The following is a 24,070-nucleotide window of genomic DNA, read 5'->3' as shown; positions in this document are numbered from 1 at the left end:
ATGAACATTGAGGTATTCTGCCCAAATTCAAATTTGGGCAGAATACCTCAATTTTTGCGGTCAATCAGGGAGTGACGACGCCCGTCTGGTAGGCGATGACGACGGCCTGGACACGGTCTCGAGCTTCCAATTTTGCCAAGATGTGGCCCACGTGGGTTTTGACAGTCGCTTCAGACAGGAATAGTTTGTCGGCAATCTCAGGGTTGGAAAAGCCCTCTGCAATCAATCCGAAAACTTCCCGTTCGCGAGGCGTCAGCGATTCTACAGCGGCAACAAGGTGAGCATTGTGCTGTGACGAATTCTTCTTGAGCATTGGCGCCATGTGATCCAACAATCGCCGAGTGGTCGACGGGGCTATTACGGCATCGCCTCGATTGACGGTGCGCACGGATTCCAAGAGTTCTTCTGGGGGAGCGTCCTTGAGGAGGAATCCGCTGGCGCCGGCTTGAATCGCGCTCAGCGCGTACTCATCCATGTCGAAGGTCGTCAGCACGATGATCTTTGGGCCATCCGCGGCCTTCTTCTCCGGATACAGCAGCCGCTCGGTAGCTTCGATTCCATCCATTTCCGGCATACGCACGTCCATCAAGATGACGTCCGCCTGGGACATTAGCGGTGCAGCCAGCGCTTCGCGGCCATTGCCAGCCTCGACAATGACTTCCATATCGTCTTGGGAATTAATAAGCATTCTGAAACCACTGCGAACCAGCAGTTGATCATCGACCAAGGCAACCTTGATGGCATCGGGTTTAGGCATTTGAATATTAGTCCTCGGTGTATGGGATGTAAACATTAACAGCGAAACCGCCCCCAGCCTGGGGGAGCGCAGTACAGGTACCTTCATATAAGGCTACGCGTTCTTTCATCCCCTGCAGGCCCTGGCCTGTGCCTTCAAGGACAATGGACCCGGCACCTTGCCCGTCGTCACTGACGGTCAAATTCAAGCCCCGGGAAGTCCACTCGATATGGACTTTGGTCTGAGTGTCCGGGCCAGCATGCTTAATGACATTCGTGAGTGATTCTTGAATGCATCGATAAATAGTGAGCTCCGCACCTGCAGGCAGTTCTTTCCGTGGAGTTCCCGAAGTTTCCAGCTGGACATTCAGTCCAGACACGGCAACGCTTTCTACAAGTTCAGGTATGTTTGCCAGCGACGGAAGAGGGCGATTCTCCAGCTCCTCATCTTTTCGCAGAACGCCTAGGAGCCGGCGCATCTCTTTCAATGATGCGCGACCAGTATCCGAAACTGTCTTTAGAGTCTCGATGGCGATCTCCGGGTCTTTCGCTGCGGCATATCGTGCCCCGTTTGCCTGAGTGATGATGACGGAGAGTGAATGCGCGACGATGTCATGCATCTCCCGGGCAATGTGGTTTCGCTCGTCTGATGCAGCCAGAGCACGCTCTATAAGTCGCTCCTTCTCCAAGCGATCGGCATGCTCACGCAATGATTTCATGGCCAGCCGTCTGGTGCGGGCCAGGTCACCGAAGGTCCACGACAGAGTGACAACCAATGCAAGGCCCACGAAGGAAATCATCATGTCGAAAGTGAAGACCGGCGTTGGATCAAATGAATTCCTTGACGCCCCGAACATGCTGAACGTCGCCAGCAACGCGCCAAGCAAACCAAGGCCCAGCGTACTGAAAGATTGCCAGCGTTTCCCATAGACAGCCATTGTGTAGACAAGGATCGGCACCGAGACCTGCGAGAACAGAATGAGCCCATCAAACGCAAGCTGCATAAGGTGGCCGGCGGCTACGACGAGGGTGACGGGCCATGGATATCGACGCCGCAACATCAGCGGTGCGGATTGAAGGATTGACAGCGTCAGCACGGCTACAAAGGACGCAGGAGTCGACATCGATGATGCGAAGCCGAGAGCTGCCGGCATGCAAATTAGCGTGTACAACAGACCGGTGATGAAATCGACTCGTCCGGGATTCTCGCGGATCCAACCGTCGATACGACGGTGGGGATTGGCAAAGATCAAGTTTTCCTGCAATTCAACATGTTAGTAACAGCCGATCCTGGTAGCGAAGCCATGGATCTTTGTATCCAAGGTTATCGGTAGCGAAGGCTGCGCGACCTCATGCCCAGGGAGGAAATATGCCGTTTCAAATCGAAGATATCTCATTATATGAGATGAACTCTCAAATAGCGGACGCTAGTCGATAGAATCTTTGCCATGGGAAATGTAATTGATATTGCGGTCATTTCGGGTGACGGTATTGGCCCAGAAGTTGTTGCTGAAGCCGTCAAAGTTCTGAAATTCGTCACTAACGGAGGCAAGACCGAGGTCAAGCTGACGGACTACAAGCTTGGTGCGGAGCACTGGCTGGAGACCGGGGAAACTCTGCCGGAAGAGACCTTGGAAGCCATCAAGAAGCATGATGCAATTCTCTTCGGTGCTGTTGGTGCGGCTCCCGGGGATACCCGAATTCCTTCCGGGATCATCGAGCGCGAGATGCTATTGAAGCTCCGCTTCTCGCTGGACCATTTCGTGAACCTGCGTCCGGCGAAGCTGTATCCAGGAATTGAAAGCCCTCTGGCTAACCCGGGTGAAATCGACTTCGTGGTAGTTCGGGAAGGTACCGAAGGTCCGTACGTCGGCAATGGCGGGTCGGTTCGCACGGGCACCGTCCATGAAATCGCTACCGAAGTATCCGTGAATACAGCATATGGCGTAGAACGCGTTGTCCGTGACGCATTCCGCCGCGCAGCAGAGCGTGAACGCAAGCACGTAACGCTGGTTCACAAGCACAACGTGCTGGTGCACGCTGGACATCTGTGGAAGCGAACGGTCGAAATGGTTGCGCAGGAATTCCCCGAGGTTACCCATGACTACCTGCACGTGGATGCGGCAACCATTTTCTTGACTACGGACCCTTCGCGCTTCGACGTGATTGTCACCGATAACCTCTTCGGCGACATCCTCACAGACCAAGCCGGCGCCATCACCGGTGGTATAGGTTTGGCTGCCAGTGGCAACATCAACATGGACCGTACCTACCCTTCGATGTTCGAACCAGTTCATGGTTCTGCACCGGATATTGCGGGTCAGCAGAAGGCGGACCCAACTGCGGCAATCTTGTCGGTGGCACTGATGCTTGACCATCTCGGTTTGGTTGATGAAGCACGGACAGTTGAGCAAGCTGTTGAAAAAGAGATCACTTCACGTCAAGAATTGACCGATAATCGCACCACCAGTGAAATTGGCGATGCAATTGTCGCGTTACTGGCATAAGCTGAAAGTGACGTTTCTGGTTAGCCGCTAACCAGTAGCAAATCCACGAACGGATGTTCCGCAGAGGCGTGGAGCATCCGTTCTTTGTTTATTGAACTAGGAAGTCCAGGGTAGATGGAATTCACCGAAAATCTCTCAACGAATCGCAAGAGCGAGCAGGAGCGAGCTGACGTCTTGGCTAATCCTGGGTTCGGAGACTTCTTCACTGATCACACCGCAGTCATTGACTGGTCGGCAGACGATAGCGGACGTAACGGTGAATGGCATGACGCTAGAATTGAGCCGTATGGCCCAATCGCCATGGATCCAGCCGCTTCGGTATTGCATTACGGACAGGAAATCTTCGAAGGGCTCAAGGCCTACCGGCATGCAGACGGTTCTGTGTGGACTTTCCGTCCGCATGCTAACGCTGCCCGCTTGAACAAGTCCGCACAGCGCCTAGCGCTCCCGCAGCTGGATGAAGAAGTTTTCGTCGAGTCGCTGCGCAAGCTTGTAGCAACTGATATCAATTGGGTTCCGACCGGTGACGGAGAAGCCCTGTATCTGCGTCCTTTCATGATTGCTACCGAAGCGTTCCTTGGGGTACGCGCAGCCCGCGAGGTTTCCTACCGTGTTATCGCGTCACCTGCAGGCAATTACTTTGGCGGCGAGCTCAAGCCGGTTGCCATCTGGGTCTCGAAGAACTATGCGCGAGCAGGCCGGGGCGGTACTGGTTCAGCCAAGTGCGGCGGCAACTATGCCGCTTCGCTCGTTGCCCAGCTGGAAGCCGAAGAAAACGGCTGCAAGCAGGTTCTGTTCCTCGACTCCTTCAATGACAATGCTGTCGAAGAACTCGGCGGCATGAATGTCTTCTTCGTCACCAAGGACAACAAGCTGGTGACTCCGGCGTTGACCGGAACCATCCTTGAAGGCGTGACCCGTTCATCAGTCATCCAGCTCGCGAAGGACCGCGGCATGGAAGTCGAAGAACGCAAGATCACCCTTGATGAATGGCGTGAGGGCATCGCCACGGGCGACATTACAGAGGTTTTCGCCTGTGGTACGGCAGCTGTCATCACCCCAATCGGCGTGTTGAAGAACGGCGAAGAACTCATCGGTGATGAGAACGCTGTCGCCGGCGAAGTGACCATGTCCATCCGCCAAGAACTGCTGGGAATCCAGCTGGGCACCGTGGAAGACCGTCATGGTTGGTTGGAGCGCTTGGCATAGAGCTATCTAAATGTCACTGGTCTCGAGACTTTGGGTCTCGGGACCAGTGTTTCTTTAATCCGAATTGGTCATATGCTTAGACGGTTGCTAGCGTCAGTACACGGTGGTAGGTTCTGTCGCTAATTGAACGGAGAAATGTTTGTCTGGAGACGAACCTAGGGAAACTAAAAGCATCGCAAGGCGAAGCTTGCTCGGACTTGCCGTTGTCGGCGGAGCTGCCGCTGGGCTTTCTATTTTATTTCCAGACCATCGTGTCTCTGAGGTTAGCGGTCCTTCGGTGGCGCCATCGCCGAGCCCCGAACCAATTCCAACTCCGGATACCCGCTACTTATCTGCTCTCAAGCGGGGGCAAGGGATTCATGGTCCTGAAAAGATCTTCGGCAGAGCTTACTCGACGCTGAAGATATTAAGTGCGGTACCGCTGACCAACTATCGCCACACCTCGGAGCTTCGCATCGCTGTGTCTGTCGTCGGGCATATCAATGAATTGCAAATAATCAATCCTTTCGTCGGCAAAGCGATTCACACGTTGAACTTGCCTGACCAGCGCGGGCACGGAATTGACTCGATGGTTTGGGATGAATCCCGGCAAAGACTGTACCTCAGTGTGGATGGGAGTATTCTCGCTTGGAATCCAGCAATTCCAAAGCAATTCACTACTCTGGTGGACGTCGAGGGCGCCTCGACAGTATACGAGCTTCGGCTTGATTCGAACGGCAATCTATGGGGAGGCACCCACCCACTTGGTGCAAGCTTCCATTACAACGTAACGAGCAAAAAACTCCGAGTGTTTGATCGTGTAGCGAAAGACACCGACTATATCCGCAGGCTAGCGCTGGATGGCAGGGGCAGGGTATGGATGGGTACGGGTTCCCGGAATCCTAGGCTATTCACTTTTGAGGCCAAGCAGCCGGGCACGGTACGAGAAATAAACCTTCCAGTAGATGTGGCACATGGGTTCATCGGTTCCATTAACCCGATCGGCCACTACCTCGCTGTTACCGTGAGTTCCGTTTCGGAGCAACTGATACTTGATACCCGGACGATGAAATGGCGTGACCCTGTAACCCGGATTTGGGCATCGCGCGAGATTTCCAAAGCTAGTTCGGGACGGTTCTTCAGCATCACGTCTGGCCATCTGCATTCAACATCATTGCAGGGAATGGCAGACAGCCAAATTGGAAAAGTCGAGGCAAGCGGCGTCTTGTGCATCATCCCGCAAGATGGCCACATCTTGATCGTCAGTACGACGTCCGATGGGGTACTCTGCGAAACATTCGATTTGAGCTTGCATCGCGTACGCGTTGCTCGCAAGATCAGGCTCGCCGCGAGTGCCATCAAGATCCAATCCCTGCTCGGCCACAGCGACGGGAATATCTACATCGGAGGATACAAGGCGAACGGCATTGCCGCATTGAATCCGGAAACCGGTGTCCGCTGGAACTCTGGCGATGACGAACGGGTAATCAACCAGATCGAGGGAATGGTTGAGTACAACCAGGACAAAACCTATATCGGTTCTTACGGCAGCGCAGACCTGGTCCTCATGGAAACATCTCAGAACAATGCCGACAGAAAATATGACCGCATCGCTCGTCTGTTAACTGAATACTCGCAGTCGAGGCCCTTTGGATGGGCCGCAAATGCTTCCAGCGTGTTTTTCGGGACTGTGCCGGAGTACGGTGTCTCGGGCGGAGTTCTGGGAAAGATTGATCCGGCCACAGATACGGTTTCCTGGATACTTGACGGCGATGGCAAGGGATTCATTGAAGGCCATTCCATCATCGGGCTAGCTGCCGATGAATCGCATCTCTATGGCACGACTTCACTACGCAATGGATATGGGGTCGATGACACGAAAGGTCAGGCCAAGGTCTTCAAAATGCATATAGCTTCCCGCAAGATCGTCTGGGCGGTAAGTCCTATTTCGTCTGCGCAAGCATTGTATTCACCAGCCATTATTGGTGGCTGGCTGGCAGTAGCTGATCTTCAGGGCGTCGCCTTGTTGGATCTGGAAAGCGGAGCGTTGAAGAAACGGCATGTCGTCAACAACGTTAAAAACACGTCATACCGTCCTGGGTGGCTTTCAGCAGATATGAGGGCCACCCCTGACGGTCAAAAAATGGTGCATACCGCTGCGGGCGAAGTAACTGTGATCGATTATGTCTCGGGTACTACTCATTCTGTGGTGAGCACAAGACGTCAGGACCGGTTTGGGACCAGAATGACTGTTGGTGCTGATGGACAAGTGTATGGGACTTTAAACCAAACGGCATTGGTTCAATTCGCGCTGACCCCGGAATTGGCCTAGCCGAGTTCGGAATGGGCAACCGAGGCAGCTGGCCCTTCGAGGAACTTCGTCCCCTTGATTGCCTAATATTGTGTAGTTGCCGTTGCTGCAATGAAGGAAAAGCCAGGTCCACATGGATTAGGCTTGTAATCATGCGCATTGCACGATTTGTAGTAGATAGCGACCCGCTGTACGGCGTCGTTGACGGTAATGATATTCATGTTTTGGCTGGAGACCCATTTTTCCAGGGGATCAAGACCACCGGTGCTACGCACTCCTTGGACGATGTCCGGTTGGTAGCACCGATCATCCCTCGTTCGAAAGTCGTTGGGTTTGGCCGCACCTACCGCGAGCACGCCAAAGAGCTGGGCAATGAAGTCCCAGCCGAGCCGTTGATGTTCTTGAAGCCAAATACTTCGGTAGTCGGACATGGAGACCCAGTCACCTTGCCGTCTTTCTCTAATGAAGTTTCCTTCGAAGGCGAACTGGCCGTGGTTATTGGCCGCATTTGCAAGGATGTTCCGGCCGACAAGGCGCAGGACGTGATCTTCGGCTACACGGTAGCAAACGATCTGACCGCACGAGATGCCCAGCGCACGGATCCGCAGTGGGCTCGTGCCAAGGGATTTGACGGTTCTTGCCCGCTGGGCCCGTGGATCGAAACCGAAATCGAAGATGCTGACGACCTGACTATCGTCAGCCGAGTGAATGGCGAGGTTCGCCAAGACGGAACTACCAACGACATGATCTGGCCGGTCAACGAACTCGTGGCCCGTGCTTCCGAAGCATTTACCTTGCTGCCAGGCGACGTCATCATGACCGGCACCCCAGCTGGTGTCGGACTGGTCAATGAAGGCGACGTTGTGGAAGTGGAAGTTGAGGGAATCGGTTCCTTGCGAACCGTCTTCCGCCGGTAGGCAACAAAGCTGGAGACTGTGAGGCTCTCGATCATTAGTGTGATCGGGAGCCTTGCGCTTTAAGTGCCGGTTTCCGTCTTGAAGGCATAGAATGAAAGCATCATGACTGATCTATCGTTGATTCCCCTTGTTACCGAAGATACTCCGGTACGCGTTCGCTTTTGCCCATCACCAACTGGTACCCCTCACGTAGGTTTGATCCGTACTGCCCTGTTCAACTGGGCCTACGCGCGTCACACCGGCGGCAAGATGATTTTCCGCATTGAAGACACCGATGCCAAGCGCGACTCCGAGGAAAGCTACAACCAGCTTCTGGATGCCTTGGCTTGGTTGGGCATTGATTGGGACGAGGGCGTCAACGCGGGCGGTCCTCATGATCCATACCGCCAGTCGCAGCGTGGTGGCATCTACCAGGATGTCATTGAGAAGCTTCGTGCAGCTGGCCATCTTTACGAGTCCTACTCGACCCCCGAGGAAGTCGAAGCTCGCCACAAGGCGGCTGGACGCGATCCGAAGCTTGGCTATGACAACTTCGACCGCGAGTTGACCGACGAGCAGAAAGCCGCGTTCAAGGCCGAAGGCCGCGAACCGGTATTGCGTGTTCGCATGCCAGATCACGACATCACCTTCACCGACCTGGTGCGTGGCGAGATCACCTTCAAGGCGGGATCTGTTCCCGACTACGTGGTCGTGCGCGCCAACGGCAAGCCGCTGTACACCCTGGTCAACCCAATTGATGATGCGCTGATGGGAATTACCCATGTGCTTCGTGGCGAGGACCTGCTGTCCTCGACTCCGCGCCAGGTCGTCTTGTACGCCTTGCTGCATGACATCGGAGTTGCCCAGTACATGCCACGCTTCGGCCACCTGCCGTACGTCATGGGCCAGGGCAACAAGAAGCTTTCCAAGCGTGATCCAGAATCCAGCCTGTTCCTCCACCGCGACAATGGTTTCATCCCGGAAGGCCTGCTGAACTATCTGGCGCTGCTGGGTTGGTCGCTGAGCGCTGATGAAGATATCTTCTCGCGTGAACAGTTGGTTGAAGCCTTCGACGTAAAGGACGTGCTGTCCAACCCTGCCCGCTTCGATGTGAAGAAGGCAGAAGCAATCAACGGCACTCACGTGCGCATGCTGGAGCCACAGGACTTCCGTGATCGTTTGGTCCCTTACCTGCAGGCCGCGGGCCTAGTGGGCGAAGTGCTTACAGAACGCGAAAACGAGATCTTGGATCAGGCGGCGCCATTGGTTCAGGAACGCATTGCGCTGTTGGGAGAAGCAACCGACATGCTTGAGTTCCTCTTCAAGGCTGATGACGAAATTGCCATCGAAGAAAAAGCACTCAAGGGCATGCCTGCAAACCTGGTTGAAGTGATCGACGCTAGCATCCAGGGCCTGGAAGGCCTTGCCGAATGGAACGCTGAAACCATTCAGGCAGCCCTGCGCACGAAACTTGTAGACGAACTGGAACTGAAGCCTCGCCAGGCATTCGGTCCAGCCCGCGTTGCAATCTCCGGGAAACGTGTTTCGCCACCGCTCTTCGAGTCCATGGAAATTCTTGGACGCGAGTCGAGCCTAAAACGACTTCGTGCATTCGGCGAGTCCCGGTAGAGATTCTCCGATAAATCGTTGAGAAGCACTGTGAACGCCTCGGGTGGAACCAGGCCTGCAACTGTTCCTATCCGGGGCGTTCTCTTCGATATCGATGAGACCCTCGTGGATTTGCGCTCCGCCGCTATCCAAGGCTTCTCATCCTTGTCGGCGTCGGCGCTGGCGCATCTGAATCCTGAACAAATAGCTGCGATCGCAGCTGATTTCGCAGACGACGGCGCGCAGGCCTACGGCAGGTACATGGCAGGCGAGCTGACTTTCCTTGGCCAGCGAGAAGTGCGGCTGCAGCGCGCATACAGGTTGGCTGGGGCCACCGCGCCCAGCGGCCAAGCATATGCACGTTGGGCTCATGAATATGAGACGAAAGTTCGCGAGTCGTGGAAGCCCTTTGGCGACGTGCCGGCATTCTTGGACCAGCTGGAGTCTCTGGGGATCCCGTATGGCGCGGTTAGCAACAATGCCGAGTCATACCAACGCGACAAGCTGCAGGCCGCAGGGCTCGCCGGATTCCAATGCGTCATTGGTTCCGATTCCGCTGGGGCACCGAAACCACACTCGGCCCCGTTCCTTGCCGGGTGCGCTGCACTAAAGAGTCTGCCGGCCCACACACTGTACATAGGGGACAACCCGATTAATGACTATCAAGGGGCCATTGACGCTGGACTCCAGCAGGTGCTCCTGGACCGTGCTTCACTTCACAAGAATTTTCCTGGATGGCGGGTGAAGGATTTGGCGTCGCTCACGACTATTCTGTCCTGATTTTCCGCGGATCGCTGGTGGAAAACTGGCCGCGGTGCTCGATTTGTGCGCTGGTCATTTGGCCGGTATAGTTTTATCTCGTGCTACGGCAGTGGCCGGAATGATAACTAGCTGAATTCCTGAAACGCCAAGTCACAATGGGATATGGTGTAATTGGCAACACAACGGTTTCTGGTTCCGTCATTCTAGGTTCGAGTCCTGGTATCCCAGCGCTACATCAAAGAAATTTGATGAGTTGAAGGTAGCTCTTCAGCATACGGCCCCATCGTATAGCGGCCTAGTACTCTGCCCTCTCACGGCAGCAACACGGGTTCGAATCCCGTTGGGGTCACCAATGGAAACCGCGGAGAAATCCGCGGTTTTCGTGTTTTCCCGGACAAAATCAGTACTGGGCTAGCGAAATTACCTGTTGGCATGAGGCAAGATAGTTCTCATGGAGTCGAATGCAGATCTGGATAAGAGCTCAGGGCAGGAAACCGCTTCGCCAGCCGGAACCGGCAGCGAAGCCGTGAAGCATTTGAACGAGCTTCAGGATCTGCTCAGTGAGCTGTCCTTTGTCAACCCTCAGCCACGAGATGCATCCGGATTCGAAGTGCTGCGCAACAAGGTGTTGCACCAAATTTCGGACTACCTGATACCTCGAATTTCGAACTTAGGCGCACCGCTATTGGTGGTTGTCGGCGGATCCACGGGCTCAGGAAAATCGACTCTTGTAAATTCCCTGCTAGGGGAACAGGTAAGCGTTTCCGGTACGGTACGCCCGACGACGCGAACTCCGGTTTTGGCGTTCAATCCGGTTGACCAACACTTCTTTGAATCTGACCGGATTCTTCCCGAACTTAAACGTGTAGCTGGTGGTGGATTCAATGCGCAGGGCGGAGCATCCAGTAACCAAGCACTATTGATGACACCCCGCCAACAAGTACCTCAAGGGCTGGCAATACTTGATGCCCCGGATATCGATTCGGTTTCCGACGAGAACAGGGAATTAGCTGGCCAGCTTCTAAATGCAGCGGACCTCTGGATTTTCGTCACGACGGCCAATAGATACGCTGACGCTCTACCCTGGGATCTGCTCACCGAGGCTGGTGCACGCAAAATAACCGTCTGCGTCGTGTTGAACAGGGTTCCTCCTGGAGCCGAAAACGACATCGTTCCGGACCTGAAGCGCCTATTAAGTGACAAGGACCTGGACCCCACACTGCTGCATGTTCTCAACGAGACGCAACTCGGTGAAGAAAAACTGATTCCCAGTGAGCATGTGGAGCCGTTGCTTGCGTGGCTGAACTCACTGGCAGCGGATTCCGCTCAACGTCAGCGAATCGCGGCCCAAACCCTTGATGGAGCGTTGCGCCGCACCGCCGCCGATGTCAGTGAACTAATCGCTGAACTGCAAGAGCAGGAAAACCAGCTCGGTGAACTATGCACGTTGACCGGCGAACGCTTCGCACAAGCCTTGGCCAGGATCAACGATTCTCTCAATGACGGTTCGCTGCTGCGTGGCGAAATCCTGGCACGTTGGCAGGACTTCGTCGGAGCCGGCGAGCTGCTGCGCGGAATCGAAGGCGCCATTGGACGGGTGAGAGATCGTGTAGGCGCCTTCCTCACGGGGAAGCCTCCAGCGACCCACAGGGTTGAACAAGCCATTGAATCAGGCCTGCATACAGTCTTCATTGCTGAAATCACCAAGGCCTGCCATGACATCGACAGGTCGTGGCAGAACACGCCGTTCGGCCAGGCGCTACGCGCAAATTTGCCAACGCCGCGTCCGCCGAAGGATCTCCCTGAGCAAGCATCAGAAAGCATCCGGCTCTGGCAAAAAGACGTCCTGGACATGATCCGTCAGGAAGGCGCCGGGAAGCGCAAAACCGCCCGGATGGCCGCATTCGGCGTCAACGGGGTGGCCGTGATCTTGATGGTTGTGGTCTTTGCATCAACGGCAGGTCTCACTGGATTGGAAATCGGTATTGCCGGGGGCTCGGCATTGGTGGGGCAGAAACTGCTGGAAGCAATATTCGGAGAGGACGCGGTACGCCGCATGGCCACCAAGGCACGAAAGATGCTCGATTCCAGAGCACGCGATCTCTTGGCGAAGAGCTCCTCAATCTATCTGGATGAGCTCTCAGCCACTTCGCAACCGGAGCTTGCTGATCGGCTGGGCAAGATTACCGCAGGCCTGAACGGGAAGGGGGCCCACTGATGTCCGAACGCAAAATCCTGCGGGCCGTCAGCGGCCTCAACTCGCAAATAAACAGCATCGTGGAAGCGATGCAGCTTGCAGAGCCATACTTGGAACCAGAAACCATCGATTTGGCCGCAGACGTCATCGCCCGCGCTGAATCTCGACGCCAGCTTTCCGCGGAGCATGTCGTGGTGGGACTTTTCGGTGCCACCGGCAGCGGAAAGTCAACGATGTTCAACGCGCTGGTAGGTCAGGAACTTGCCACCACAGGTGTCATCCGCCCGACGACTACCGACACTGTCGCTGCCATTTGGGAACCGGAAGGCGCTGGCGAACTGCTGGACTGGCTGGAAGTGACTACTCGCCACGTCATCGAGGATCGGGACGGCCAAGCGGACTCTGCAAAGAAAAAGACGTTCGATTCCGGGCTCCTGCTGTTGGACCTGCCCGACATGGACTCGACAGCAGTTGATCACCACAAGATCGCTTCCCGATTGGTGGGCCAAGTTGATTATCTGGTGTGGGTGCTAGATCCCCAGAAATACGCAGACGCGTCCATCCACCACGGATATCTCAATTCACTGCGCAGCCAGCAAGGCAACCTGCTGATCGTCTTGAACCAGATAGACACGATTGCCGAGCGCGATCGAAAGCAAGTTGTCGATTCCTTGCGCGGCATCTTGGCCACCTCTCGGTTGGAGAATCTGCCCATCGTCTGCGCCTCGGCCGCTACGGGTGAAGGAGTCTCGGACGTACAGGCCAAGATTGCGGCCGCGGCCAAGAACAAGGCACTTTCCACGCGTCGACTCCGCGCAGATGTTGATCAGGTCATCCATCACTTGAGCGAGGAACTCCAAGTAGAGAAAGTGCGCTTGCCCAGCCAGGTGCACCAAGCCGAGCTGGAGCGCGTGATCGCCAAAGCGCACGGTGCCCATTACATTGCTGATGCAGTGGAAACCTCTTACTTGCTTCGTGGCGCCTCGCGCACCGGATGGCCGTTAACCACCTGGCTGGTCAAGCTGCGCAACGATCCACTCAAGAGGATGAATCTTGGACGGCAGCATGAAGACCCAGAATTGTCATTGACTTCTCGTCCAGAGCTGTCCATCGCAGAAACTGCAGCTATAGAACATGGCATCAACCAGTACGTCGCCGAAGCTTCTGCAGATCTTCCGGAAAGCTGGAAAGAGCCGCTGCGGGAGAAAGTGCACGCAAATACGGCGGAGCTAGATGACGGCATTGATGCGGCGATTGCCGGCACTCCGTTAGGTGTTGAACGGTCCTCGTGGTGGTGGCCCGTAGTCAAGGTCATCCAATGGGTTGCACTTGTTGCGGCATTAGGTGGTGCTTTGTGGCTCGCCGGATATCCGGTTGCCGGATACTTCCAATTCGAGCTTCCGGAGGCTCCCCGAATCGAAGGTATCGCTGTACCAACGCTACTGGTATTCATTGGAATACTGCTGGGCATTGTCCTGGGATTGGCGTGCTCGTTTGTCAACCGAATAGTCGCTAAAGTTAAGCGAAGGAAAGCGTTGAAGAATATTGAACGCTCGGTATCCCAGCTGGTGAGGCAGGCAGTCATTGAGCCCGTTGACCAGCATCTGGACACCTACAACAGCTACTCAGCATTGATCACCTCTGCAGCCAAGAAAGCCGATTAGAACTCTGTGACTACAAACCAACCAAAAGTCGATGCAACAGTGGGTGACCTAGGCGAGCAAGGCATCCTGGAAGCGATCTTGCCGCTGCTCGATTCAGCACAGGCAAGTCTCGGGCCGGGCGACGACGCAGGTGCGTTGAGGGTGAGCGGGAACGAAGTTCTCGTTTCGGTCGATACCCTGGTTGAAAACCAGGATTTTCGGCTCCTCTGGCCCAGCGGGTTGGAACACAATGCTTATGACATCGGATGGAAGTCCATTGCGCAAAATGTCTCAGACATTAACGCGATGGGTGGTCGCGCCACTGGCGCTGTGATTTCGCTGTCCCTGCCGAAGTCCACGTCCCTGGAATGGGTGATGGACTTCAGCCGTGGAGTTGCCGAGGCTATCGCGGAGCTTGGCGCCAAGGAACTGACGATTCTCGGGGGAGACCTCGGGAAGTCGCAAGAAATTTCCGTTACCACGACCGTTCTTGGCGAATGCGCGCATGGGAAAGTGCTGAGGAGCGGAGTCCGAGCCGGAGACCGTGTAGCGGTGGCCGGACGTGTTGGCGCCGCAGGGGCAGGGCTCTCTGTGCTTGAACACGAGCATGACAATGAAAGTTGGAGCAGGGCGGTGCGCCGTCTGGTCCAGACGCAGTGCCGTCCCGTGCCGCCGCTGGAATCTGGCCCACGCGCTGCCGAAGCGGGCGCGACAGCCATGATGGATCTATCCGATGGGCTGATCCGCGACGCCGGGCGCATGGCCAAAGCCAGCCATGTGAATCTCGAGTTGGAATCTTCTGCTCTCCAGGACTTCGCGCTTCGGCTGGAGGCTGCCTCAGAACTGACGGGCACCGATCCGATGTCGTGGGTACTCTACGGCGGTGAGGACTTCGGGCTCCTGGCAGCCTTCCCTGATGGAGTTGAAATCCCCGGTGAATTTACCGTCATCGGTGTTGCCAAGCCTGCCAATGGGCGTCGCGCAGTGGTGAAGGTCGATGGCAAGGTCGCAAAACCTGAGACGGGCTTTGACCACTTCGGCTAGCTGCTCGGGACTCGATTCGTGTGCTGGCTATGCACGGTCATTTTGAACGCGCAGGAGTTCAGAAAGTTCGTGGGCGGCGCTCGTCACGGCTTCGTGATGAATCTTGCCAGGTTGGCGGGTAAGCCGTTCAATCGGGCCCGATAAAGACAGGGCAGCGATGACTCGTCCGGACTGCCCGCGAACTGGTGCGGAAACCGAAGCGACGCCAGGCTCGCGTTCTCCCAGCGACTGGGCCCAACCGCGCCGGCGGACTCCGGCCAGGATTGTGGGTGTGAAGCGCGCGTGGTGCAATCCTTCCACCATGCGCTCATTGTCTTCCCACGCGAGCAGGATCTGGGCTGCCGAACCGGCCTTCATCGACAGCTGGGTTCCCACAGGAATGGTGTCGCGCAGGCCGATTGGGCGCTCGGCGCTGGCGATGCACACGCGGTAATCGCCTTGCTTGCGGAAAATCTGTGTGCTTTCACCGGTGAGGTCGCGAAGCTTGATAAGCACCGGCCCGGCTGCGCTGACCAGCCGGTCTTCACCGGCCGCGCTGGCGAGTTCCACCAGACGGTTTCCCAGCTCAAAGCGGCCATGCATGTCGCGCCCAACTAATCCATGATGGACCAAAGACTGGGCAATGCGGTGCACCGTGGGGCGGGAAATTTCGGTGAGTTCCACCAACTGGGAAAGGGAAGTGGGGCCATTCTCCAATGCATTGAGAATGGCTGCTGCCTTATCCAGTACGCCTACGCCGCTGCCTGTTGTCATACTTCAAGTATCACGTCTCAGTATTTGAGATTCAAGTCCGCATACTGGAAAAGTTTCTCTATGAAGTGTCAAAGTTGGAATATCAATTGTTCGTAGCTTGAGGAGTGTGTCGCATGTCCGCCATGCAGTCGCCCCAGACGTTGGCAGAAAAAGTCTGGAATGCACATGTTGTGCGTCGAGGAGAAGGTGAAGGCGAAGCCCGCCAGCCGGACTTGATTTACATTGATCTCCACCTGCTGCATGAGGTGACCTCTCCGCAGGCCTTCGAAGGTCTGCGTCTCGCTGGCCGTCCGCTGCGCCGTCCGGATCTGACCATTGCGACAGAGGACCACAACACTCCGACGCTGGACATCGACAAGCCCATTGCCGACTTGACCAGCCGCACCCAGATTCACACCCTGCGCGACAACTGCAAGGAATTCGGCGTCCGCTTGCACTCCCTGGGCGACAAGGAACAGGGCATTGTCCACGTCGTGGGTCCGCAGCTGGGATTGACTCAGCCGGGCATGACCGTTGTTTGCGGCGACTCGCACACTTCGACCCATGGCGCCTTCGGTGCCCTGGCCTTTGGCATTGGCACCTCGGAAGTCGAGCATGTCATGGCCACCCAGTCGCTGAGCCTGAAGCCGTTCAAGACGATGGCTATCAACGTCGAGGGCACCTTGAAGCCGGGCGTTACCGCCAAGGACATCATCCTGGCCGTGATTGCCAAGATCGGTACCGGTGGCGGCCAAGGTTACGTGCTGGAGTACCGCGGCTCAGCGATTCGTTCGCTGTCCATGGATGCCCGCATGACCATCTGCAACATGTCCATCGAGGCCGGTGCCCGCGCCGGCATGATTGCGCCGGACGAAACGACGTTCGAATATGTCAAGGGCCGCCCCCATGCTCCGGAGGGCGAAGACTGGGATGCCGCCGTTGCAGACTGGAAACAGCTGCACACCGATGAGGGTGCACGCTTCGACGCTGAAGTCTTTTTGAACGCTGATGAACTTGAACCATTCGTCACCTGGGGCACCAACCCTGGCCAGGGCGTCTCGCTGTCCGAGAATGTGCCTACGCCAGAAGACTTCGAAGACGAGAATGATCGCAAGGCCTGCGAGCGAGCATTGACCTACATGGGACTTGAGGGCGGTACCCCAATGAAGGATATCCGGGTGGATACCGTGTTCCTGGGATCCTGCACCAACTCCCGCATGGAAGACCTGCGTGCGGCTGCCCAGGTCATCAAGGGCAAGGAAAAAGACCCCAATGTCCGCATGATCGTGGTCCCGGGCTCGGCGCGAGTTCGCTTGGAAGCCGAAGCAGAAGGACTGGACCAGATTTTCAAGGATTTCGGTGCTGAATGGCGCTTCGCGGGCTGTTCCATGTGCCTGGGCATGAACCCGGACCAGCTGGCCGAGGGGGAGCGCTGCGCGTCCACCTCGAACCGCAACTTCGAAGGACGCCAGGGCAAGGGCGGACGCACCCACCTGGTCTCGCCACTGGTTGCCGCGGCTACCGCAATCCGTGGAACCCTCTCGTCGCCTAGCGACCTCGTCAACGCACCGGTTTCGGTCTAGGAAGGATCACCGTCATGGAAAAGATTGTCAGCCACACCGGCATTGGTGTTCCGCTGCGGCAGAGCAATGTGGATACGGACCAGATCATTCCTGCCGTATACCTCAAGCGCATCACACGCACCGGTTTTGAGGACGCGTTGTTTGCGGGGTGGCGACGGGATGAGAACTTCATCCTCAACCAGGAACCATTCAACACCGGATCCGTACTGGTGGCGGGCCCCGACTTCGGCACCGGCTCTTCGCGTGAGCACGCTGTCTGGGCGTTGAAGGATTATGGATTCAAGGCCGTGATCTCCTCCCGTTTTGCCGATATCTTCCGTGGCAACTCGGGCAAGCAGGGACTGGTCGCCGCCGAAGTAGCCCAGAGTGACATCGAACTGATCTGGAAGGAACTGGAAAACAATCCAGGCACCACGGTGACCGTGGACCTTGAATCGCGTACGGTTCACTGCGGTTCCATCTCGGCCCCGTTCCAGATTGACGACTACACCCGCTGGCGCTTGATGGAAGGCCTGGATGACATCGGCCTGACCCTGCAGCACGAAGAAGATATCACCGCATACGAGGCCAAGCGCCCTGCGCACAAGCCGAGGACTTTGCCCGCACGTACTGCGGGCTAGCACCGAGTTCAAGGTAAATGGAATGGTCCGCTCATCCCTGGCGTTGTTAGGGGTGAGCGGATCATTGCGTTCCCAACGCAATATTTTTCTGCAGGGCATCATGGCTCTGTCTGAAAGCATGCTCACAATGTGTGCGCCACGAGATGATCTGGGCATACTGGCAGGTATAGAGGCGGTATGCTTACTTAGTCCTGCCAGTTCGAAAGCCTTGATGCTTCGGCGGGCGATAACGACTACGCGATGAGGTAATTCATACATGGGTAAGATCCTGACGATCCATGGTGGTGTTCCGCTAAAGGGCACCGTACGAGTCGGCGGAGCGAAGAACCTAGTGCCAAAAGCCATGGTCGCGGCTCTGCTGGGCGACAGCCCTTCGGTATTGCGCAACGTACCGGAGATCAAGGACGTAGCTGTTGTCCGCAGCCTGCTTGAAATCCATGGCGTCAAGGTGGATCAGGATCCCGAGACCGGTGATCTCACCATGGACCCTACCCAGGTCAAGACCGCCTCGAACCAGGCCATTGATGCCCACGCCGGCGACTCGCGTATTCCCATTCTTTTCTGCGGACCGCTGATCCACTCCCTGGGCGAAGCCTTCATCCCGGATCTGGGTGGCTGCCGCATCGGTGACCGCCCAATCGACTTCCACCTTGAAGTATTGCGCGACTTTGGTGCCATCGTGGACAAAGCAACCGACGGCATCCGCATTTCTGCCCCTAACGGGCTGACCGGCGCCAAACTCGAACTGCAGTACCCAAGCGTCGGCACCACCGAGCAGGTGCTGCTCTCGGCCGTCCGCGCTAGGGGCGTCACCGAAGTCAGCAATGCAGCCATTGAGCCGGAAATCCTGGACCTGATCTCGCTGCTGCAGAAGATGGGCGCCATCATCTCGGTGCACCGCGACCGCGTGATCCGCATCCAGGGTGTCGAGAAGCTCTCGGGCTTCGACCACTCGGCTCTGCCGGACCGCAACGAAGCCGCATCTTGGGCCTCTGCCGCGCTGGTCACCAAGGGCGATATCTTCGTCCAGGATGCCACCCAGCGTGATCTCACCGCTTTCCTTCATGTCTACCGCCAGATTGGCGGCGAATTCGAGGTCAAGGCCGACGGCATCCGCTTCTACCACCCAGGCGGAGATCTTAATCCGCTGATCCTCGAAACCGATGTGCACCCGGGCTTCATGACCGACTGGCAGCAGCCGCTGGTGGTTGCCTTGACCCAGGCCAAGGGCGTCTCGGTCATTCACGAAACCGTGTATGAGAATCGCTTCGGATTCACCGATGCACTGGTCCGAATGGGCTCCACTGTCCAGGTGCACACCGACTGCCTCGGATCCACCCCTTGCCGCTTCGGGCAGCGCAACTTCAAGCATTCAGCTGTTGTGGTGGGCCCCGCCAAGCTCACCGGTGCCGACATCGATGTTCCGGATCTTCGTGGTGGTTTCTCCCACCTGATTGCCGCACTGGCTGCCGAAGGCACCAGCAAGGTCACCGGAATCGAGATCATCAACCGCGGTTACGAGCACTTCATGGAGAAGCTGCAGGCCCTGGGCGCAAACGTCGAGCTGAGCAACTAAAGGGGATCAGATTCGTGGTAAAGATTCTGGCCCCTGGTGAATCTGCGAGGACCAAGCGGGTTTTCTCAGTATTGGCGGGCGTTGTCCGTACTTCCATGAACGCTTTGATTGGCAAGACGTGGAAGGGTTTCGAGACGCTTCCGCAGGGCGGGTACATCCTCTGCCCCAATCACCTCACCGAAATTGATCCGCTGGTTGTCGGCCACGCTATCTACAGCAATGGCCGGCTGCCACGCTGGCTGGCCAAGGAGTCCTTGTTCAAGATTCCAGTGCTTGGCTGGTTGCTGCGCGAGACCGGCCAGGTACCGGTCTCACGCAGCGCATCCAACGCCGGCGAATCGTTGGCCGCGGCCAAGAAAGTGCTGGATGCCGGCGGTGTCATTGTCATTTACCCGGAGGGCACACTGACCCGCGACCCCAATTTGTGGCCAATGGTTGGACGGACTGGCGCCGCACGGTTGGCCTTGCAAACCGGTGCACCAGTGGTGCCGATGGCTCACTGGGGCGACCAGGAACTGCTGCCTCGCTATTCCAAGAAGATGTACCTGTTCCCGCGGAAGCACGTCACCGTGTCCGTCGGCCAGCCAGTGGATCTCGACGATCTGCGTGGAGGCCCGCGCACTCGTGCAGTGCTACAGGAAGCCACAGATCGGATCATGGACGGAATCACTGCACTGACCGCAGAACTGCGCCAAGAAGAAGCACCGGCTGTGCGTTGGGATCCCAGCAAGCACGGCCAGTCGAAGACTGGACGCAATTTCGATACCCCGGAAAATTAATTACTTTCATCATCACCTTCCAGAGGACTGACTTTGACTAAGCCGCTACCACGCAAAATCGCCGTCATGGGCGCTGGCAGCTGGGGGACCACCTTCGCCAAGGTGCTTGCCGATTCAGTTGCAGACAAGGGAATCGCGGTTCAGATTTGGGCACGTCGCGAAGACGCAGCCAATGAAATCAACGAACGCCATACCAATTCACGCTACCTGCGCGAAACCAAGCTTCCTGCCAACGTGGCGGCGTCTTCGGATCCGCAGACCGTGCTAACCGGTGCCGACCTTGTGGTCTTGGCAATTCCGTCGCAGTCCTTGCGCCAGGAATTGGCGAAATTCAAGGAATTCTTTGAACCAGACGCCGTGCTGCTTTCCCTGATGAAGGGCCTTGAACGCGGAACCGACCTGCGCATGAGCCAGGTGATCGCTGAAGTGACCGGGCTGCCAGCTGAGCAGATTGCCGTGCTGTCCGGGCCGAACCTGGCCATGGAGATTGCGCGCGAGCAGCCCACCGCCTCTGTTGTTGCCTGTACAGATTCCGATATCGCGCAGTGGATCGCTGAACTGTGCTCAGCTCCGTACTTCCGTCCTTACACGAATGATGATGTACTGGGCGTGGAGCTTGGCGGTATCGTCAAGAACATCATCGCGCTTGCCGTGGGCATGTGCGACGGCATGGGGATGGGCGACAATACCAAGTCCACCGTGATCACTCGCGGTTTGGCCGAGACCACTCGCTTGGTCCTCGCCCTGGGCGGCCGCTTGGATACCTTGGCCGGCCTTTCGGGTTTGGGCGACCTTGTCGCTACCTGTTCTTCCTCGCTCTCGCGCAACAACACCGCCGGACGTCTGCTCGGCCAGGGGCTCTTCTTGGAAGAGGTCAATGACCGCATGTCGCAGACCGCGGAAGGCATCAAATCAGCACGTGCCGTATTCGACCTTTCACGTGCCCATAACGTGGAAATGCCGATTACCGAAGCAGTGGTGATGGTCCTGGAAGGCACCTTGAGCGTTGAGAACATGGCCGCACGCCTGTTGTCGCGTGAATTGAAATCCGAAGGAGAACGTCACTAATGACTGAACGCAAACTACGCGTCCTCTTACTCTTCGGCGGCCGATCCTCAGAACACTCCGTTTCTTGCGTGACTGCTGCCGGAGTCATGCACGCTATCGACCGTGAACGCTTTGAAATCGTTCCGGTGGGGATCACCCGCGACGGAGGCTGGACCCTGCTGGATGAAGATCCGGAAGGCTGGGCTCTGAACACCGGCAAGCTGCCGGAGATTTCCTCGGTGGATCATCCGGTGCACCTGTCTACCGATGCGCAGAAGACATCATTGCTTTCCTACTCGGATTCCGCTGTGGCGGACCTGGGCGAGATCGACGTGGTCTTCCCGTTGCTTCATGGTCCATTCGGTGAAGACGGGTCAATCCAGGGCATGCTTGAAATGGCAGGTGTGTCCTATGTTGGCTCCGGTATCGCAGCCAGCGCCATGGGCATGGACAAGCACTACATGAAGGTGGTTTTCGAGGGGGCCGGCTTCAAGGTGGGCCCGTACGAAGTCATCACCAACAAGCAGTGGCTGCGCGATAGCGAAGCTGCCATGAAGCGTTGCGAAAACCTGCAGTACCCGTTGTTCGTTAAGCCGGCCCGCGCAGGGTCTTCGGTAGGCATCACGAAGGTTGATGATCGGTCCGGGTTGCGTGCTGCTATTGAAATCGCACGGGCTGAAGATCCCAAGGTGATCATCGAGCAGGGGATCGTTGGGCGGGAAATTGAATGCGGAGTTCTTGAAGGCCGCGGCAGCGGACCCTCGCGTGCTTCATTGCCAGGAGAAATTGCGGTGGCGGACAACCAGCACACCTTCTATGATTTCGAAGCCAAGTACGTTGATGGAGCCGCAGCTGAGCTCAGCTGCCCAGCAAACTTGAGCGACGAAGCCACGATCGAAATTCGCGAGCTGGCAGTCAAGGCCTTTGACGCCATCGACGCAGAAGGCCTATCCCGAGTTGATTTCTTTTACACTCCCGAAGGTGAGTGGATCATCAATGAAATCAACACCATGCCCGGCTTTACGCCGTCCAGCATGTATCCGCAAATGTGGGCGAAGACTGGAATTGAATACCGTGAACTCATTGATGAGCTGATTGCCCTGGCGACCGCGCGGAACATCGGTTTGCGCTAGGCCAAGGAACATTGGTGAGACTTTGGGGTGTGTTGAAAATTCAACACACCCCAAAGCTTTTGTCGAAGGGTTGCTTACAAGCTCACTGACTTGTCAACGCTGACGCACTTCTTGGAAGCTGGGATCTTCTGCGCAGCATCTGAAAGTGTCGCCAGAACTGTGCTCGACGGGATCACGTTAGGGTCGAGGATAACTTCGGTTGCCGGGGTCCGGCCATATGTGGTCAGGGTCCAGATGCTTGTTGCTTCGTCCTCATGCGCTACCCAATCAACATCATTCACTGATACGCAAGGATCTGTGGTCGGCCCGGGGACTTCTACACCGCAACGCAGGACAACTTTGGACGGTTCGCCCCAGGCTGCTGTTGATTGGGACGTCGTGGTACGGCGTTCCGCATCATCGATGGCTTCGGGCAGGACAACCATCATTTCCGCGCATAGCGGGTTGGCTGCGTCTGGGGCAGCATCCACGGAAGCAACTGAAGTACAACCTGCAAGTACCGGAAGCAATAGAGCACCGCTCATCACCAAGGCCGAACTTTGGACAAGTTTTCGGTTAAGTTTTGGTGACGTTCGGGCTTTCGAACTGATTTTAGACACGTTATAAGCCTACATGGGCAGTCTGAAAGATAAGATGTACAGAGTTGAAACTGTGAAAGGTAGCAAATGTCATTTGAAGAGCATCCAGTGCGACCGCGTAAGAAGAAGCGTACGGGTCGAGCCATCGTCTTGAGTGTGCTTGCCCTTGTGGTTGTCGCTGGACTCGTCGCCGGCGGATACCTCTGGAACCTTGGCCGAACTTTCGATTCCGAAAGCCAGACGATTACCAACGCTTTCCCTGCGGAAGAAACTCGTCCTGAAGTCAAGGAAGAGTCCAAGGACGCGGTGAACATCTTGCTGCTTGGCAGTGATACTCGAGCAACGCGTGACACGGATGAGGACAGCGAGGAATTCGGTACCTTGCCCAATGGCGGTCGCTCGGACACCATGATGCTGGTTCACATCCCTGCAGACCGCAAAAACGTGTTTGTCACCTCAGTCATGCGTGACACCTGGCTTGATATTCCGGGCGTAGGCACGGCAAAAATCAACCGTGCATTCGCTAGCGGTGGAGTGCCGAAGGCCGTTGAGACCCTCGAAGGTCTCTTTGGAGTTCGCATTAATCACGTGGCGTCCATCGATTTTGAAGGATTCAAGGGACTGACAGATGCTGTCGGGGGAGTGACCGTCAATAACCCTCGTGCCTTCAAGCAGTCCATTGTTAATGGCATGTACTTCCCAGAAGGCGTGCAGACACTGAATGGTGAACAAGCACTGGCATTCGTCCGCGAACGCAAGTCCTTCCCTGGAAGCGATTACGAGCGCGTCAAGAATCAGCAGCTTTTCGTCAAGGCGTTGCTGGGACAGTTGATGTCCAAGGAAACCCTGACCAACCCCGGCAAGGTTTCCGAAGTCGTTTCCCAAATCGCCCCGTTCATCGCAGTTGACGAAACACTGGACGCTGCCAAGGTTGCTTCCTATGCCTCGTCCATGCTGGACTTGCGTCCAAGCGACATGGAATTCTTCACGCTTCCAAACAAGGGCCCGGGACGTTCCGCCGACGGCCAGTCCATTGTCATTCCTGACATGGACGTGATCGAGAAGTTTGGCCAAGCACTGCAAGAAGACAAGATGGCAGAGTTCGTAGAAACTACTGACTTGTCTCGCTAA

The 24,070-nt window shown here is 56.5% G+C and carries 20 protein-coding genes and 2 tRNA genes; 18 read left to right on the top strand and 4 right to left on the bottom strand.

The genetic code is table 11. The annotated features are described in order from the left end of the window. Nucleotides 1–64 precede the first annotated feature (64 nt). A complete protein-coding gene (locus ANI01nite_RS02260; RefSeq protein ID WP_141355653.1) occupies nt 65–757 on the bottom strand; it encodes a response regulator in 693 nt (230 codons plus the stop codon). Nucleotides 758–764: 7 nt separating this feature from the next. Beyond that, a complete protein-coding gene (locus ANI01nite_RS02255; RefSeq protein WP_141355651.1) occupies nt 765–2,000 on the bottom strand; it encodes a sensor histidine kinase in 1,236 nt (411 codons plus the stop codon). A 183-nt stretch (nt 2,001–2,183) separates the two neighbouring features. On the opposite strand from ANI01nite_RS02255, the gene ANI01nite_RS02250 reads away from it, so the two are divergent. The 11 genes from ANI01nite_RS02250 to thiL all read left to right on the top strand — a co-directional run bounded on the left by ANI01nite_RS02250 (nt 2,184) and on the right by thiL (nt 14,891). After that, complete coding sequence (locus ANI01nite_RS02250) at nt 2,184–3,242, top strand: 3-isopropylmalate dehydrogenase (RefSeq protein ID WP_141355649.1); 1,059 nt, start codon at nt 2,184–2,186, stop codon at nt 3,240–3,242. A gap of 114 nt (nt 3,243–3,356) precedes the next feature. Further along, nucleotides 3,357–4,451, top strand: coding sequence for a branched-chain amino acid aminotransferase (locus tag ANI01nite_RS02245; protein ID WP_141355647.1), 1,095 nt, complete (start codon nt 3,357–3,359; stop codon nt 4,449–4,451). A gap of 187 nt (nt 4,452–4,638) precedes the next feature. Beyond that, the gene (locus tag ANI01nite_RS02240) at nt 4,639–6,762 is read left to right on the top strand and encodes a ligand-binding sensor domain-containing protein (protein WP_141355644.1); all 2,124 of its coding nucleotides are present in this window, start codon (nt 4,639–4,641) and stop codon (nt 6,760–6,762) included. A 131-nt stretch (nt 6,763–6,893) separates the two neighbouring features. After that, complete coding sequence (locus ANI01nite_RS02235) at nt 6,894–7,658, top strand: fumarylacetoacetate hydrolase family protein (RefSeq protein ID WP_141355642.1); 765 nt, start codon at nt 6,894–6,896, stop codon at nt 7,656–7,658. Between the two features lie 102 nt (nt 7,659–7,760). Further along, entirely contained in the window at nt 7,761–9,266 is a 1,506-nt protein-coding gene (gene gltX / locus ANI01nite_RS02230) for a glutamate--tRNA ligase (protein ID WP_141355640.1), read from the top strand. Between the two features lie 30 nt (nt 9,267–9,296). Next, entirely contained in the window at nt 9,297–10,025 is a 729-nt protein-coding gene (locus tag ANI01nite_RS02225; protein WP_255314349.1) for an HAD family hydrolase, read from the top strand. A 138-nt stretch (nt 10,026–10,163) separates the two neighbouring features. Beyond that, nucleotides 10,164–10,235: transfer RNA gene (locus ANI01nite_RS02220), tRNA-Gln, on the top strand. Nucleotides 10,236–10,283: 48 nt separating this feature from the next. Continuing rightward, nucleotides 10,284–10,359: transfer RNA gene (locus tag ANI01nite_RS02215), tRNA-Glu, on the top strand. Nucleotides 10,360–10,458: 99 nt separating this feature from the next. Beyond that, nucleotides 10,459–12,225, top strand: coding sequence for a dynamin family protein (locus ANI01nite_RS02210; protein ID WP_141355636.1), 1,767 nt, complete (start codon nt 10,459–10,461; stop codon nt 12,223–12,225). After that, the gene (locus ANI01nite_RS02205; protein WP_141355634.1) at nt 12,225–13,868 is read left to right on the top strand and encodes a GTPase; all 1,644 of its coding nucleotides are present in this window, start codon (nt 12,225–12,227) and stop codon (nt 13,866–13,868) included. The genes ANI01nite_RS02210 and ANI01nite_RS02205 overlap by 1 nt, the downstream gene beginning before the upstream one ends. A gap of 6 nt (nt 13,869–13,874) precedes the next feature. Next, entirely contained in the window at nt 13,875–14,891 is a 1,017-nt protein-coding gene (gene thiL / locus ANI01nite_RS02200) for a thiamine-phosphate kinase (RefSeq protein WP_141355632.1), read from the top strand. A gap of 27 nt (nt 14,892–14,918) precedes the next feature. On the opposite strand, the gene ANI01nite_RS02195 is transcribed toward thiL, so the two are convergent. Beyond that, nucleotides 14,919–15,644, bottom strand: coding sequence for an IclR family transcriptional regulator (locus tag ANI01nite_RS02195; protein WP_038991426.1), 726 nt, complete (start codon nt 15,642–15,644; stop codon nt 14,919–14,921). A gap of 122 nt (nt 15,645–15,766) precedes the next feature. Between ANI01nite_RS02195 and leuC the strand changes: the two genes are divergently transcribed. From leuC to ANI01nite_RS02165, 6 genes are all read left to right on the top strand, one after another. Next, entirely contained in the window at nt 15,767–17,206 is a 1,440-nt protein-coding gene (gene leuC / locus ANI01nite_RS02190; RefSeq protein ID WP_141355830.1) for a 3-isopropylmalate dehydratase large subunit, read from the top strand. A gap of 14 nt (nt 17,207–17,220) precedes the next feature. Further along, nucleotides 17,221–17,826: a 3-isopropylmalate dehydratase small subunit gene (leuD, locus tag ANI01nite_RS02185; RefSeq protein ID WP_066137887.1), complete on the top strand. Its 606-nt coding sequence runs from the start codon at nt 17,221–17,223 to the stop codon at nt 17,824–17,826. A 256-nt stretch (nt 17,827–18,082) separates the two neighbouring features. Then, nucleotides 18,083–19,402 (top strand): UDP-N-acetylglucosamine 1-carboxyvinyltransferase, encoded by a 1,320-nt coding sequence (gene murA / locus ANI01nite_RS02180; RefSeq protein ID WP_141355630.1) that lies wholly within the window; start codon nt 18,083–18,085, stop codon nt 19,400–19,402. Between the two features lie 95 nt (nt 19,403–19,497). Then, nucleotides 19,498–20,181, top strand: a complete 684-nt coding sequence (locus ANI01nite_RS02175; protein ID WP_255314348.1) for a lysophospholipid acyltransferase family protein — start codon at nt 19,498–19,500, stop codon at nt 20,179–20,181. A gap of 33 nt (nt 20,182–20,214) precedes the next feature. Then, on the top strand, nt 20,215–21,249 hold the full coding sequence (locus tag ANI01nite_RS02170; protein ID WP_255314347.1) for an NAD(P)H-dependent glycerol-3-phosphate dehydrogenase: 1,035 nt from the start codon (nt 20,215–20,217) through the stop codon (nt 21,247–21,249). Further along, nucleotides 21,249–22,361, top strand: coding sequence for a D-alanine--D-alanine ligase family protein (locus ANI01nite_RS02165; RefSeq protein WP_141355626.1), 1,113 nt, complete (start codon nt 21,249–21,251; stop codon nt 22,359–22,361). Before ANI01nite_RS02170 ends, ANI01nite_RS02165 begins: the two co-directional genes overlap by 1 nt. A 74-nt stretch (nt 22,362–22,435) precedes the next feature. Here the strand turns inward: ANI01nite_RS02165 and ANI01nite_RS02160 are convergent, their stop codons facing one another. Continuing rightward, entirely contained in the window at nt 22,436–22,885 is a 450-nt protein-coding gene (locus ANI01nite_RS02160) for a DUF3515 domain-containing protein (RefSeq protein WP_141355826.1), read from the bottom strand. A 141-nt stretch (nt 22,886–23,026) separates the two neighbouring features. On the opposite strand from ANI01nite_RS02160, the gene ANI01nite_RS02155 reads away from it, so the two are divergent. Next, the gene (locus tag ANI01nite_RS02155; RefSeq protein ID WP_128470442.1) at nt 23,027–24,070 is read left to right on the top strand and encodes an LCP family protein; all 1,044 of its coding nucleotides are present in this window, start codon (nt 23,027–23,029) and stop codon (nt 24,068–24,070) included.

Origin of the sequence: Glutamicibacter nicotianae, from assembly GCF_006539525.1 — a bacterium.
Lineage (GTDB): Bacteria > Actinomycetota > Actinomycetes > Actinomycetales > Micrococcaceae > Glutamicibacter > Glutamicibacter nicotianae.
The sequence above is the reverse complement of the archived record's forward strand: the minus strand, read 5'-3'. Positions and strand labels throughout refer to the sequence as shown.